Raw genomic sequence first — 14,324 nt, 5'->3', positions numbered from 1 at the left:
GCATGGCCAGCCCACAGGTGGCTCATATTGAGGTGGATACGGGTAGCCAGTGGCGCCGGCTGGCCCCGATTGCCCTGCTGTATTTTATTGCCAGCAACCTTCGTCAGACCGTGCAAAGTGCGCTCTACATCATTCCGGCGCTGGCTATCGGCGCGCAAACGTCCGGTTGGCTCAACACGGCCTGGCTTTTGCCTGTGGGTGGCGCGGTGGTCGCGCTCATCCTCATCAGCAGTATTGTCAGCTATGTGTTTTATCAGTTTCGGGTGCGTGACAGCCATGTAGAAATTCGCCGTGGCTTATTTAACCGGGTGCACACCAATCTGCCATTTTGGCGCATTCAGAATGTGAAAGTGGAGCGGCCCTTTTATTATCGGGCGACCCGCTTTGCGGTGGTGGTGCTCGACACCGCTGGCTCGGCTAAAGAAGAAGCCAAGATTGTGGCAGTGACCCAGCACTATGCTCAGGCCCTGCGCACGCAGATTCTGGCTGAGCATGACGCGCCAGAGACCGACGCTGAATCTGACACTATCGATAAGCCAACCGATGCGCAAAGCGGCACAGTGATAAACACCCGTTCGGTGCGCGACCTGATTATCCATGGCATCACCAACAATCGGGTGTGGATTGTGCTGGGGGCGCTGGCGCCATTTTATGATGAACTGGCCAATTATGTCATTGCCTGGCTGGAGCGCCAGGGCTGGCAGCCCGAACAACTGGTGGGCTCGGCCAATGTAAGCTGGTGGCAGTGGGGCCTGTATGTGTTTACCCTGCTGATGGTGATTATGGCACTGATGGCAATGGTCTCCGTGGCCGGCTCGTTACTCACCTATTATGGCTACACGCTGACCCGGCATGGCGAGCGCTATGTTCGCCAAAGCGGGCTGCTTAGCCAGCAAGAGGTCAGTGTGCGGCGCTCCCGGGTGCAGCTGGTGCGCATCAAGCAAGATTGGCTGGATCGGGTACTGGGCCGGGCCAATGTGTTTTTTGAGCAAAACAAGACCGGCTACAAACAAGATCATGAACTGATGGCTCCCAATAAGTTGCTGGTGCCGTCGGTGACCCTGGCCCAGGCGGCCGAGTTAAGCACTGAAGTACTGCCTGGTAGCGAGGTGTTTGGCCAAACCTATACACGGCTTTCACCGTTATTTTTAAGCCATTTGTGGTTGGTGCGCCTACTTCCGGTAGCAACGCTCGCCGCGCTGGTGACGATACTAAGTGACAAGCTGGATCTGGGGCTGGTGGTGGCTGCCGGTACTGTGCTTATCGCCGGGATGATGTATCTGCGCTACCGGCGCTGGGGGCTGGCGTATGATGCAGATCATGTGTATGTGAAAAAAGGGCTGGTGGGGCAGGTGTATCAGATTTTTCCGCTGTATAAGGTGCAGCAGGTAGCTGTGCTACAAAGTGTGATGATGCGCCGCCGGCAGGTGGCTTCGGTGCGCCTGACCATGGCCAGTGGCAGTGTGACCATTCCGTTTTTACCTCAATCCCAGGCCGACACGCTGGCCCGCACCGTGGTGCACACGGTTGAGCACAGCGCCCGGTCCTGGATGTAGTTTATTGGGGATCTGGCACCCGCACATGGCCTTCCATTAAGACCCGGGCACTGCGGCTCATGCTGGCCTTATCGACCTGCCAGTGCTGGCCCTGCCAGCTGGCCTTGGCGCCTACCTGCAAGGTACCGGAAGGATGGCCAAAGGTGACGGTTTCGCGGCTGCCACCACCGGCGGCCTGATGCACCAGCGTGCCTTCAATGGCTGCCGCAGTGGCGATGGCGACTGCAGCGGTGCCCATCATGGCATGATGCAGTTTACCCATGGACATGGCTCGTACTAACACGTCAATATCGGCTGCTGATACGGCTTTGCCGCTAGAAGCCGTGTAGTCAGCCGGTGGTGCCACAAATGCCAGCTTAGGCGTGTGCTGGCGACTGGCGGCCTGGCCCAGTTCATTAATCAGGCCCATCTTCAGCGCGCCGTGGGCACGGATATTTTCCAGCCTGGCCAGCGCGGCGGCATCACCATTAATGACTTCCTGCAGCTCAGTGCCGGTATAGCCAATATCCGCTGCGTTGACAAAAATCGTCGGAATGCCAGCAGTGATAAGGGTGGCCGGTAGCTCGCCCACATCCGGTACACTGAGCGTATCGACTACATTTCCGGTGGGGAACAGCGGCTCGCTGCTATCAGCCGGATCCATAAACTCGATGCGTACCTCGGCCGCCGGAAAGGTCACCCCATCCAGTTCAAAATCGCCGGTTTCCTGAACCTGGCCATCGGTCATGGGCACATGGGCGATGATGGCTTTTTGAATATTGGCCTGCCAGATACGGATGGTGGCGATGCCATTATCCGGGACCCGGGATGCATCCACCAGGCCATTGGCAATGGCAAATGCACCCACTGCGGCGGTCAGGTTGCCGCAATTTCCGCTCCAGTCGATGACCGGTTTATCAATGGCCACCTGGCCAAATAGATAATCTACATCAAAGCTGTCGCGCTGGCTGGCCGACAAAATCACTGTCTTGCTGGTACTGGAGGTGGCCCCGCCCATGCCATCGGTATGCTTTTGATAGGGATCCGGGCTGCCGATCACCCGCAATAGCAACGCGTCGCGGTACGGGCCCGGTGTCTGGGCTTTTTGCGGCAGATCGGTCAGATTAAAAAACACCCCTTTACTGGTGCCACCTCGCATGTAGGTGGCAGGGATTTTTAGTTGTGGCGAATGCGCCATAAAACACTCCTGTAGGCGTGTGGCTGCCCAAACCGGGCCACCACACGCAACATGATTAATGTGCCGCTTCGGCGTTTAAAAAGTCCTGGGCAAAACGTTGTAATACCCCGCCGGCCGAATAAATGGATAACTCTTCAAATGTATCCAGGCGGCACACCACCGGCACCTCTTCCTGGCTGCCGTCCTGACGGTTCACCACCAGAGTGAGTTCGGCGCCCGGGGCCGGCTCACCTTTGACGTCATAGGTTTCGGTGCCATCCAGTTTGAGCGTGATGCGGGTAGTACCGGGCATAAACTCCAGCGGCAGCACACCCATGCCAATCAGGTTGGTGCGGTGGATACGCTCAAAGCCTTCGGCCACAATCACTTCCACTCCGGCCAGGCGAACGCCTTTGGCGGCCCAGTCCCGTGATGAGCCCTGGCCGTAGTCGGCCCCGGCAATGATAATCAGCGGCTGCTTACGCTCCATGTAGGTTTCAATGGCATCCCACATGCGCATCACCTTGCCTTCTGGCTCCAGCCGGGTCAGTGAGCCTTGTACCACTTCGCCATTGTCGGTCACCATCTCGTTGAACAACTTAGGGTTGGCCAGGGTCGCGCGCTGCGCGGTTAAATGGTCGCCGCGGTGGGTGGCATACGAGTTATAGTCTTCCTCGGGTACGCCCATGCTGGTCAGGTATTCTCCGGCCGCACTGGTGGGCAGGATAGCGTTGGACGGTGACAAATGATCGGTGGTGATATTGTCCGGCAAAATCGCCAGCGGACGCATGCCACTGAGGCTGCGCTCGGCGGCCAGTGCGCCTTCCCAGTAGGGCGGGCGACGGATATAGGTGCTGTTCTCACGCCACTGGTACAGCGGGTTTAAGTCTTTGCCGTAGTCGACTTTTAAATCAAACATCGGCTCGTACACCTGCTTAAAGTGGGTGGGCTTGACCGACTGGGCCACGACCTCATCAATTTCCTGCTCGCTGGGCCATAAATCTTTTAAGGTCACCGGGGTGCCATTTGCATCATGCCCTAAGACATCTTTTTCGATATCGAAGCGGATAGAGCCGGCAATGGCATAGGCCACCACCAGGGCTGGCGAGGCCAAAAAGGCTTGCTTAGCATAAGGATGGATGCGGCCGTCAAAATTTCGGTTACCGGACAATACCGCCACCGAATAGAGATCGCGCTCTTGCAATTCTTGTTGGATGGCCGGGTCCAGCGCGCCGCTCATGCCATTACAGGTAGTGCAGGCAAAGGCCACAATGCCAAAACCCAGCTGTTCCAACTCGCCTAACAGGTTGGCTTCTTCCAGATACAATTTCACGGCTTTGGAGCCTGGTGCCAGCGAGGTTTTCACCCAGGGTTTACGCGCCAGGCCTAGCGCATTGGCTTTTTTGGCCAACAGGCCGGCTGCCACCACATTGCGCGGGTTGCTGGTATTGGTACAACTGGTGATGGCAGCAATAATGATGGCACCATCGGGCATCTGGTTGGCTTCGTGTTCCACCGAGCCTAACAGACCATGTTCTTTAAGCTGGCTGGTGGGCAGACGGGCATGGGGTTTGGACGGCCCCGCCATGTTGCGGGTCACGCTGGATAAATCAAAGGTTAACACCCGCTCGTACTTGGCCGAGGCCAAGTCATCGGCCCACAGCCCTGTGTGTTTGGCATAGTTTTCCACCAGAGCAACCTGACTGTCTTCGCGGCCGGTCAGGCGCAGATAGTCGATGGTTTGCTCGTCGATATAAAACATGCCAGCGGTGGCGCCGTACTCAGGTGTCATATTAGAAATGGTAGCGCGATCGCCTACGGTGAGCTGGGCAGCACCCTCGCCGTAAAATTCTAAATAGGCAGAAACCACGCGCTCGGCGCGTAAAAATTCGGTTAAGGCCAGTACAATATCCGTGGCGGTGATGCCCGGTTGCGGTTTACCGGTTAACTCAACCCCCACAATGTCCGGCAGGCGCAGGTAAGACGCACGGCCCAGCATGACGCTTTCGGCTTCCAGGCCGCCCACGCCCACAGCAATTACACCCAGCGCATCCACATGCGGAGTGTGACTGTCGGTGCCCACCAGCGTATCGGGGAAGGCCACACCATCGCGGGCGTGCACCACTGGCGACATTTTTTCCAGATTAATCTGGTGCATGATGCCATTACCCGGACCAATCACATCCACATTTTTAAATGCGGTTTTGGTCCAGTTGATAAAGTGAAAGCGGTCATCGTTGCGGCGATCTTCAATCGCCCGGTTTTTTTCAAAGGCATCGGCTTCAAACCCGGCGTGCTCGACCGCCAGTGAATGGTCGACAATCAGCTGGGTAGGCACCACCGGATTGACCTTGGACGGGTCTCCGCCTTTGGCGGCAATGGCATCACGCAGGCCGGCCAGGTCCACAAAGGCGGTCTGGCCTAAGATATCGTGGCACACTACCCGTGATGGAAACCACGGAAAATCGTGCTCGCGCTTGCGATAGACCAGCTGTTCCAGCGATTGGGTTAAAATATCCGGCGGGCATTTTCTGACCAGGTTTTCGGCCAGCACTCTGGCGGTATACGGCATGCTGTCATAAGCGCCCGGCTCGATGTCATTGACCGCCTGGCGGGTGTCAAAATAGTCCAGATGACTGCCCGGCAAGGGTTTGCGATAGTCGTTATTCATACAAATCTCACTGTGGTGCATGGCCGCCGGACAGACAAGCCCGACGGCGAGGTCGGTCTGCTTAGCCGCGTTCTGCCATCGGCGGTACCGGGCGTAATTCTTCACCGGTGTACTCAGCAGACGGGCGGATGATGCGGTTATCGGCGCGCTGTTCCATCACATGGGCAGCCCAGCCGGTCAGGCGTGACATCACAAAGATAGGCGTAAACAACTTGGTAGGGATCCCCATAAAGTTGTAGGCTGAGGCATGGAAAAAATCAGCATTACAAAACAGCTTTTTCTCTCGCCACATCACTGCTTCGCAGCGCTCAGATACCGCGTACAGGGTGTCGTCGCCCACATCTTCGGACAGCTTTTTCGACCACTGTTTGATAATTTCATTGCGTGGATCGCTGGTGGAATATACCGCATGGCCAAAGCCCATGATCTTTTCTTTGCGCTCCAGCATGCCCAGCATTTCCTGCTCAGCATGATCCGGCGAGTCAAATTTTTCAATCATGTCCATGGCTGCTTCGTTGGCGCCGCCATGTAGCGGACCACGTAGCGAACCGATGGCACCGGTGATGCACGAGTGCATGTCGGATAAGGTCGAGGCGCACACCCGGGCGGTAAAGGTCGATGCATTAAACTCATGCTCAGCGTACAAAATCAGCGACACATGCATGACATCTTCATGCAGCGCTTTGGGCTTTTCGCCGTGCAGCAAATGTAAAAAGTGGCCGCCGATGGAGTCATCATCAGTGTTCTCGTTGATGCGCACGCCATCATGAGAGAAGCGGTACCAATAGCAGATGATGCTGGGGAAGCAGGCCAGCATACGTTCGGTCACTTCGTGCTGCGCCTCGAAGTCGTGCTCACCTTCTAAATTGCCCAACATGGAGCAGCCGGTACGCATCACATCCATAGGGTGGGCGTCTTTTGGGATGCGCTCAAGCACTTCTTTTAAAGCGTCAGGCAGCGCACGCAGCGATTGCAGGCGTTGTTTGTAAGCAGCCAGTTCCTGCTCGTTGGGCAGCTTGCCGCGCAGGATAAGATGGGCCACTTCTTCAAACTGGCACTGTTCGGCCAGTTCTTTGACATCGTAGCCGCGATAGGTCAGTCCCGAACCGGATACGCCCACTGTGGACAATGCTGTTTTACCGGCAACCTGGCCACGCAGGCCGGCACCACTGAGTTGTTTTGCCATGAAAATCTCCGCTTCTAATAGGTAGAGTACAAAGGTGTTATTAAGAAATTATTTATTTTTATTTTGTGCAAATAAGGCGTCTAATTTGTCTTCATAGTGGTGATAGCCCAGATAGTCGTAAAGCTCCTGACGGGTCTGCATCTGATCCACCACAGCCTGCTGGTCACCGTCTTCTAAAATTCGGGTGTAGACCATCTCGGCGGCTTTGTTCATGGCGCGGAAGGCACTTAACGGGTACAGCACCATGGCAGCGCCCCAGTCGCCCAGCTGTTTGGCATTCCACAGCTCAGTCTTACCAAATTCAGTGATATTGGCCAAAATGGGCACCGACAGTGCATCAGCAAAGGCGCGGTAGTGCTCTTCAGTTTGAATGGCTTCGGCAAAGATGCCATCAGCGCCGGCCTCTACATAGGCTTTGGCACGGGCAATGGCTGCGTCTAAGCCTTCCTGAGCAAAGGCATCGGTGCGGGCCATAATGAAAAAGTCCGGGTCGGTGCGGGCATCTACCGCTGCCTTGATGCGATCTACCATCTCCTCGGTCGAGACAATTTCTTTATTAGGGCGATGGCCGCAGCGTTTTTGCGCCACCTGGTCTTCCATATGCACGGCTGCCGCGCCGGCTTTTTCCATATCCTGAATGGTTTTGGCAATGTTAAATGCACCGCCCCAGCCAGTGTCAATGTCGACCAACAGGGGCAGATCGCTAGCCCGGGTGATGCGCTGCACATCTTCAATTACATCGTTTAGGGAGGTCATGCCCAAATCCGGCAGGCCGTAGGAGGCGTTGGCTACACCGCCACCAGACAGGTAGATCGCATGATGACCGATTTTTTGCGCCATGATGGCCGAATAGGCGTTGATGGTGCCAACAATCTGTAATGGATGATGCGCCGCCAGGGCGTCACGAAATTTTTTTCCTGCACTGTGCATAGCAAAGCCTTGTAATGTAGGGTTAAAAGGATTCGAGTTTGTGTTCAATATTGTGTTTGGAATAATGGATGTGCCGGCGCATTAGGATCTCGGCCAGCTCACCGTCGCGCTGGGCAATGGCCCGCACAATGTTACGGTGCTCTTCAAACGCGGTAGTGACCCGCGGACCGGCCATGCCCAGTTGCACCCGGTACATGCGCACCAGATGATAAATTCCATCGATTAATACACTGATGAGATGCGCATTGCCGCTGCCCACCACGATGCGGTAATGAAAATCCACATCGCCGGCTTCCTGATAATACGACTGGCTGCCACTGACAGTATCTGAATGTTCCGCCAGCAATGCCTCAAGGCTGCGTATATCCTCATCGGCCATATTGGCCGCCGCCAGCCGGGCGGCCATGCCTTCTAAGGCCTCACGCACCTGATACAGCTGTTCAAGTCCGGCCGGTGATAAGGTCACCACCTTTGCGCCAACATTGGCTTTGCGCTCCACCAGATGACAATTCATCAGCCGGTTGATGGCTTCACGGATCACTGCCCGGCTGACCGCATATTTTGTCGACAAGTCGGTTTCGCTTAATTTAGCGCCGGCAGCAATTACGCCTTCCACAATGTCGCGACGCAGCTGATAAAAGGTCTTATCGGCGCTGGTCACCGGGTTTTCGATGGGTAAAGCCATGTAAATAATATGTAGGTAAAATGTAGCTTGTCGACAATATAGGTGTTTTAGGCTGGTGGGTCAAGATAGGGTGGTTATATTGTCGACAACAACCCCTAGGTGCGGTCGAACAGCTCTGTGAGTGGAAAAAGAAAAAAAACGCCGGCGACGCCGGCGTGTTCACAGATATTAGTCGGCCAAATGCAGGCGGATAAAGGATTCGGCATCCACCTCATATTCTGACGAAAAATCTTCATCGATTTTGGTTTTTACCCGGATCCGATCGCCGACCTGAAGCTGACCGAAGCCTTCATTGTCACGCGGGTCGTTATCCATATCATCGGTTTCTACGCCGAGCTGCTTTTCACCCAGCTTTAAGGCAAAACCATCATCGGTAAAATCGCCCACTGTACCGATAAGCGTCAACTGGCCTTTGTCAGTATCACTGTCCACTGCCGATAACATCAAATCAGCATGAGCAGATTGCTGGCCGGCAGCCACTACGGCGGTATTTGATTCCTGCATATATACGCTATATGCATGCATTCTATTTTTAACCAAAAATTCGTCGGTTATCGGGCCGGTGATAGTCACTTTGGCATCTTGCTTAAGTTCGCTTTTTGCCTGGTCACTAAAATTGAGCTGATTTGTACTTACCGTGACAATTCCGTAGCCATAGTCGACCATAATAAAGCCCGGCTCGACCTTATGGATCAGACCGCTGATACTGGCCCAGGTGGTGTCACTTTGAGCATGGCTGTGGGTAGACTGCTCGCTGGCCTGGACAGGTGCAGCCCACAGTGCCGATGCCACTAAACCAGACAGCATAAGTGTTGAACCTTTCATACAACCTCCTTTTCTAAGCTAACCGTTTGTTTGCATGCGAGCCAGGGCAACCAGGCAAATGTACAAGCTGCCTGAATGCGCTGCCGATGCGCATCGCACAAGCTCATTTGCACAAAACGTACCGGCAATTAAAATCAACAAGTTAGCAAAAGTGAGGCCAGCAGTGGCGAGGGTCAGGCTGTAAGCTCTACACAGTGAGCAGGGCGGGATTACCCGGCCTTATCGGAAGTTGCTCGCCGGCGGGTCAGTACACTGCTACCGGCATCCGGGGCCAGGCGCAGGCTATCAATGGTAGAGCAGGCTGCAATGGCGGCCATGATCAGCATGGTCAGCTGAAAATCTGCCAGACTGGGATCGGTACTGCCGTTGCTGTTTATCAGCCCGGTCAAGGCCAGCGCCAGCGCCGCAGCGGTAATGCCCAGGCCACGAGTCATTTGCATCACTGCTGCACTTAAGGTATTCGCATCACGAATTCGCTCGGCCGGGATATCCGCAAAGCCCAGGGTATTTAGCACTGTCAGATGCACCGAACGGGCCATGCCACAGAACAATAGCATCACCGCCAATACCCAGGTAGGGGTGGTGGTCGTGGCTGTAGCTAAAATGGCATAGCCGAGTGCCACTAGCAGGGTATTGCTAATTAAAAGCAGTTTAAAGCCGCAGCGGTTCATCAGCCAGGTTGTGGCGGGTTTGATTGCCAGATTACCGATAAACAGCCATAGCAGCAGCGTACCGGCCTGCACTGCGCTGTACCCCAGCCCCAGTTGCAGCATCAGTGGAATGATAAACGGTGCGCTGGACAGGGCAATACGGATTATTGCACCGCCTAACAGGGTAGTGCGAAAGGTGGGAACCCGCCAGGCGGACAAGCTAAACAGAGGATTGGCGGCGCGGCGCATGTGGCGTATTGCCAGAAGCAATAAGCCGGCCCCGGTGCCAATTAGCACGCTGGGTATCTGCCAGGCAGAGGGCGTGCCACTTAACATCTCAAGCCCACTCATGAGCAAGCCAAAGCCACAGCCACTTAATGCAAACCCGACTAAATCAAAATGCTGGTGACTGCCTTTATGGTTGGTTAACAGCAGATAGCTGGCCACCAGTGCCAGCATGCCTAGCGGCACATTGATAAAAAAGATCCATGACCAGTGCCAGGTCTCGGCAATCCAGCCGCCCAACACCGGGCCAATCAGCGGCGCGCCCAGCGCCGGCCAGGTCAGGATGGCCATGGCCCGCACTAATTGGCTTTTGGGCACATCGCGCAATACCACCAGTCGGCCCACCGGCACCATCATAGCACCGCCGAGCCCTTGCAGGGCCCGGGCAGCAGTAAATTCGGCCAGGCTGGTGCTTAAGCCACACAGTACCGAGGCGCACATAAACACGACTATCGCCAGAATAAAGATGGTTTTTGCGCCGAAGCGGTCGGCAGCCCAACCACTTAAAGGAATAAATATGGTCACTGCCACCAGGTAGGCGCTTACGCCAACCGATAAATGCGTGGCGGGCACACCAAAGTCAGCCGCAATAGCCGGCAACGCCGTGGTGATGATGGTGGCATCCAGAATTTCCATAAATAGCGCGGCGGCTACCAGTAAGGCAGTGGCAGTGCGTCGGGATAACTGTGGGATCACGGTGATAGTTTCTTGCGCCGGGGGCAATCTTGATTACCCGAAAATAAAACTCAGCCTGTGGCCGCCAGGTCACCACCAGCCAGCTGATTCGCAGGCTTCTATAGCGTCTCTCGCAGGGTTTGGATCAACCCTGGCGGCTAGACAATCTCAAAGGCGCGCACTACGCGTTTAACGCCATCGACATTGCGCGCAATGTCGACGGCATAGGTGGCTTCCTGATTATTGACCCGGCCCATTAAAAAGACCTCGGCATTTTCCACCACCACACGCACCTGCAGAGCCGGGACATTGTCATCGGTCACCAATTTGGCACGGATCTTATTAGCCAGCCAGATATCATAGGCTTGGTCGGCCGCACTCTGCGGCTGGCCTAACCGGGCCTGGTTATGGATTTTGCGCACATAAGCCACCTGGCGAACCTCTTCCACCGCCTGGTCGATCAGGCTTTTATCCGGTGCCTGGCCAGTGATAAGCGCCACCCCGTTGTAGATATCAATGTTGAGGTTGGTTTCTTCCTTAAGGCGGTCAAATTTGGCCCAGCGAAAAGACACCTTGCCTTCTGCATTTTGATCATCCAGCTGGGTACCCACTGTACGCCGGTCGTGTGCCACCTTGGCAGCTGCCGCGCCGGCACCCACGGCCATAACCACACAGCCCTGAAGCTGGCTAAGCGCCAACAGCAGGGTCAGGCTGATTGCTGTGTGACGAGATGCGCGCATACTAGTCCTGGTCACCGTGATCAGCCGGGAACAGACTATCGTCAATACATTCACACAGGTTGTGGATCACCAGCAGGTGCACTTCCTGAATACGCGCAGTACGATTAGACGGAACGCGAATTTCCACATCGTGCTCATTTAAAAAGCCAGCCATTTCGCCGCCATCTTTGCCGGTCAGGGCGACAATAGTCATATCGCGGGACAGTGCAGCTTCCATCGCCGCAATAACATTGCGCGAATTACCGCTGGTGGAGATGGCTAACAAGATGTCACCGGGCTGGCCCAAAGCGCGTACCTGTTTGGCAAAAATCTCATCATAGCTGTAGTCATTGGCAATGGAGGTTAGCGTAGAAGTATCGGTGCTTAACGCAATCGCCGGCAGGCTAGGGCGGTCACGCTCGTAGCGGTTAAGCATTTCAGACGAAAAATGCTGGGCATCGCCGGCTGAGCCACCGTTGCCACAACTCAGAATCTTATTGCCCCGAATCAGCGCTTCCACCATCATATTGGCGGCTTTCTCGATGGCCTCGGGCAGCACTTCAGATGCGGCAATCTTGGTCTGAATGCTTTCAGTAAAATTGGCTTTAATTTGTTCTATCATATGTGTTTACTACCTGTGCAATGGGGTTAGGCAATGTTTTTTATCCATTGCAGATTGTTGTTATCTAATGCTATCACATCCATGCGCATGGGTGTGTGATTTGGGTTATGACCCTGGCTTTGCACATATTGTTCAAAGGCAATGCGCAGCCGCTGCTGCTTGGCCTGTGTAACAAACTCACTGGCCTGGCCATGGTGCCGCGACGCCCGGGCCTTTACCTCCACACACACCCAGACGCTGCCCTCCAGCATCACCAAATCCAGCTCACCAAAGCGGGTGTGAAAATTGCGCGCCTGTAACACCAGCCCCTGACGCTGCAAATAGGCCAGGGCGTGATCTTCAGCCTGCTGGCCGCGCTGACGTGACATCTGTTATTCGCCGCTGACCACAGGTTTGATCGCCTGATCGCTGATGATGGCTTGCGGCAAGCGTCGGATCACCTGACCTTTGCCATTGACTGACAGAGTGCCGGTCAGGCCAGCATGGCTAATTTGTGGCAACAATGCCATCTGTTCGGTTTTAGGCAGCATTTCAAAAGCATCCACCCCAAAGGCAAAAAAGCGCGCATAGGGGGTGGGGCGGTCCGGCCACAGCTGGCTGGCCTGTTGGCTCAGGCTCTGCCACGGGTTACCCGGCATCATCCAGGGCATATCGATAAAGCGCACATTTTGCAGATCGCGCCACTGATTTTTACTGCTGTCGTATTCCATCGAGCGCGAGGTGGCATACACCGGCACCATAGAGCCGTCAAACGGGCTCAGGCTGGCTTCGACCATGGGGTTAAGCAGCTCGGTTTGCTCGGGCGAGGCAAACACGACGATGGCATCGATATCGCGCCGGTTGCGGGTCACATTGTGCAGCTTTTCGTTGACCATGTAACGGATCTGGTCGATACGCTCTTTGCTTTGCGCCACGCCCAATGCGGCAGTGATGCCGTCTTTGAGCGAGCTGCTGTCGTTAAAAGTAACAATGTTTAGGCGGTTGTCTGTGCCTGGCGGCTGGCGCGCTTGCCAGCGGCGTTCAAAGGCATCCAACAGACGCTGATAAATCGCGCCTTGCGCGGCTACCACGATGGGTGAACGATAGCCCTGGGCTGCCATGTGCTCGGCCAGCTGATATGCTTCATCTTCGGGGGCCAGGGCGAACCAGGTGGCCTGGCGGTCGAGCTGGGGCAGCGCCAGCGCGGGCGGAATCAACGGGCTATCTACTGTGCCAATACTCACCATGGGATCGTCATCCGGGCGATTCAACGCCAGCACCCGGACCCCTGTGGGCATGGCCGGCACCAGGGTGTCCAGGCTGTCTTTGAGCAGCGGGCCAATCACATACTGTGCATTACCGATTTCGCCAGCCAGATTTTGCGGGGTGAGCTGCTGGGTATCATGAAAGGTCAGTTGCGGGGAGCGTGCCTGGCCCTGCGTTTGCAGCTGCTGATAATACGCCGCCAGAATGCCTTCTTTGACCGCCATCCCACTGGCGGCAAACCGGCCGCTTAACGGCAATAGCACCGCCACCTGGTCCACTGACTGCGGGCGGGCATTGGCCGCGGTAGTGACCTCGGCCGGTAAATGATTGACCAGCGCGGTGCCACGATAGACCCGGGTAAACTGATCCAGCGCCCGACGCAGCTCGCCTGGATCATGACCATGTTCGGCTAAAAGATTATGCAGGGCTAAAAAGGGCGCCAGTGCGGAATTTGGCGAACCGGCCAGCTTTCTATCGGCGGCGGAAGCTTGTTTGAGCCATTGCCATACCTGCGCCACAGCGGTCTCGGTATCCGGCATCACCTGCGCATAAGCCTGAGCGGCAGCCAGCCACTCCTTATTTTGCTGATGCAACTGGCTTTGCAGGGTCAACTGGCGGCTTCGTATCGCCGGATCACTGGCCAACGGCGATAACAAGGGCATCAATTTGGCCACCTCAACCGGTGACTGAGTCAAAGCGCTTTCTACCATCAGCGCCTGCAGCAACAGCTGGTCCTCGCGAGGCAGGGGTTCTTCGGCCAGCGTCGTTAGCACCGCCTGGGCCCTTAACAGATCCTGCTGGGCAATAAAGCCGGCGGCTGCCTGTAATAACAGCTGGTTGCGCTGGGCTAACTGGCCCTGGTCATCGGCATTGCGCGCCTGGCGCAATAACGCCTGCGGTGACACATCCGGCTGTGGCGCCTGGCTAGGCTGGGACACCTGCGGAGCTGACCGCGGTGTTGTTACCGTGGAGGTGGTACAGGCAGTTAGCCCGAGCACACAGCCGGCCACCAGCAGTCGGGGCAACCCCGCTAAGACATTGGTACGACGCACTTCAATTCCCCCTTTATGGTAGAGCCGCCAAGTTTATCTGAACACACAGGAAAATCTATGCCTGCAG

General features: G+C 55.8%; 12 protein-coding genes. 1 reads left to right on the top strand and 11 read right to left on the bottom strand.

Translation table 11 applies throughout. The annotated features are described in order from the left end of the window. Nucleotides 1–2: 2 nt before the first annotated feature. Entirely contained in the window at nucleotides 3–1,556 is a 1,554-nt protein-coding gene (locus ACTUJZ_RS11930; protein ID WP_463636541.1) for a PH domain-containing protein, read from the top strand. A gap of 1 nt (nucleotide 1,557) precedes the next feature. Here ACTUJZ_RS11930 and prpF read toward each other — a convergent pair whose 3' ends face one another. The 11 genes from prpF to ACTUJZ_RS11875 all read right to left on the bottom strand — a co-directional run bounded on the left by prpF (nucleotide 1,558) and on the right by ACTUJZ_RS11875 (nucleotide 14,257). Further along, nucleotides 1,558–2,733: a 2-methylaconitate cis-trans isomerase PrpF gene (gene prpF, locus ACTUJZ_RS11925; RefSeq protein ID WP_463636540.1), complete on the bottom strand. Its 1,176-nt coding sequence runs from the start codon at nucleotides 2,731–2,733 to the stop codon at nucleotides 1,558–1,560. A 55-nt stretch (nucleotides 2,734–2,788) separates the two neighbouring features. Beyond that, nucleotides 2,789–5,383, bottom strand: a complete 2,595-nt coding sequence (gene acnD, locus ACTUJZ_RS11920; protein WP_463636539.1) for a Fe/S-dependent 2-methylisocitrate dehydratase AcnD — start codon at nucleotides 5,381–5,383, stop codon at nucleotides 2,789–2,791. 61 nt (nucleotides 5,384–5,444) lie between these two features. After that, the gene (gene prpC, locus ACTUJZ_RS11915) at nucleotides 5,445–6,569 is read right to left on the bottom strand and encodes a bifunctional 2-methylcitrate synthase/citrate synthase (RefSeq protein ID WP_463636538.1); all 1,125 of its coding nucleotides are present in this window, start codon (nucleotides 6,567–6,569) and stop codon (nucleotides 5,445–5,447) included. A 48-nt stretch (nucleotides 6,570–6,617) separates the two neighbouring features. Then, nucleotides 6,618–7,499 carry a methylisocitrate lyase gene (gene prpB, locus ACTUJZ_RS11910; protein ID WP_463636537.1) on the bottom strand — a complete coding sequence of 294 codons (882 nt, stop codon included), beginning with the start codon at nucleotides 7,497–7,499 and terminating at the stop codon, nucleotides 6,618–6,620. Between the two features lie 22 nt (nucleotides 7,500–7,521). Beyond that, on the bottom strand, nucleotides 7,522–8,184 hold the full coding sequence (locus ACTUJZ_RS11905; RefSeq protein WP_463636536.1) for a GntR family transcriptional regulator: 663 nt from the start codon (nucleotides 8,182–8,184) through the stop codon (nucleotides 7,522–7,524). 168 nt (nucleotides 8,185–8,352) lie between these two features. Continuing rightward, nucleotides 8,353–9,009 (bottom strand): hypothetical protein, encoded by a 657-nt coding sequence (locus ACTUJZ_RS11900; RefSeq protein ID WP_463636535.1) that lies wholly within the window; start codon nucleotides 9,007–9,009, stop codon nucleotides 8,353–8,355. Nucleotides 9,010–9,218: 209 nt separating this feature from the next. Beyond that, complete coding sequence (locus ACTUJZ_RS11895) at nucleotides 9,219–10,667, bottom strand: MFS transporter (protein WP_463636534.1); 1,449 nt, start codon at nucleotides 10,665–10,667, stop codon at nucleotides 9,219–9,221. Between the two features lie 110 nt (nucleotides 10,668–10,777). Continuing rightward, the gene (locus tag ACTUJZ_RS11890) at nucleotides 10,778–11,359 is read right to left on the bottom strand and encodes a BON domain-containing protein (RefSeq protein WP_463636533.1); all 582 of its coding nucleotides are present in this window, start codon (nucleotides 11,357–11,359) and stop codon (nucleotides 10,778–10,780) included. A gap of 1 nt (nucleotide 11,360) precedes the next feature. After that, a complete protein-coding gene (locus ACTUJZ_RS11885) occupies nucleotides 11,361–11,960 on the bottom strand; it encodes a phosphoheptose isomerase (RefSeq protein WP_463636532.1) in 600 nt (199 codons plus the stop codon). Between the two features lie 26 nt (nucleotides 11,961–11,986). Further along, nucleotides 11,987–12,328: a YraN family protein gene (locus ACTUJZ_RS11880; RefSeq protein ID WP_463636531.1), complete on the bottom strand. Its 342-nt coding sequence runs from the start codon at nucleotides 12,326–12,328 to the stop codon at nucleotides 11,987–11,989. Nucleotides 12,329–12,331: 3 nt separating this feature from the next. Next, nucleotides 12,332–14,257 (bottom strand): penicillin-binding protein activator, encoded by a 1,926-nt coding sequence (locus ACTUJZ_RS11875; RefSeq protein ID WP_463636530.1) that lies wholly within the window; start codon nucleotides 14,255–14,257, stop codon nucleotides 12,332–12,334. Nucleotides 14,258–14,324: the final 67 nt, after the last annotated feature.

Source organism: Alteromonas sp. WD8-37 (assembly GCF_055326825.1).
Note: the sequence above shows the minus strand (reverse complement) of the source record. Positions and strands in the feature narration are given on the sequence as shown.

Bases quoted from the DNA above. Each gene is read 5' to 3' on its own strand.
- ACTUJZ_RS11880 (WP_463636531.1), bottom strand. From the start codon at position 12,328: ATGTCACGTCAGCGCGGCCAGCAGGCTGAAGATCACGCCCTGGCCTAT.
- ACTUJZ_RS11900 (WP_463636535.1), bottom strand. From the start codon at position 9,009: ATGAAAGGTTCAACACTTATGCTGTCTGGTTTAGTGGCATCGGCACTG.
- acnD (WP_463636539.1), bottom strand. From the start codon at position 5,383: ATGAATAACGACTATCGCAAACCCTTGCCGGGCAGTCATCTGGACTAT.
- ACTUJZ_RS11930 (WP_463636541.1), top strand. From the start codon at position 3: ATGGCCAGCCCACAGGTGGCTCATATTGAGGTGGATACGGGTAGCCAG.
- ACTUJZ_RS11905 (WP_463636536.1), bottom strand. From the start codon at position 8,184: ATGGCTTTACCCATCGAAAACCCGGTGACCAGCGCCGATAAGACCTTT.
- prpF (WP_463636540.1), bottom strand. From the start codon at position 2,733: ATGGCGCATTCGCCACAACTAAAAATCCCTGCCACCTACATGCGAGGT.
- prpC (WP_463636538.1), bottom strand. From the start codon at position 6,569: ATGGCAAAACAACTCAGTGGTGCCGGCCTGCGTGGCCAGGTTGCCGGT.
- ACTUJZ_RS11890 (WP_463636533.1), bottom strand. From the start codon at position 11,359: ATGCGCGCATCTCGTCACACAGCAATCAGCCTGACCCTGCTGTTGGCG.
- ACTUJZ_RS11885 (WP_463636532.1), bottom strand. From the start codon at position 11,960: ATGATAGAACAAATTAAAGCCAATTTTACTGAAAGCATTCAGACCAAG.
- prpB (WP_463636537.1), bottom strand. From the start codon at position 7,499: ATGCACAGTGCAGGAAAAAAATTTCGTGACGCCCTGGCGGCGCATCAT.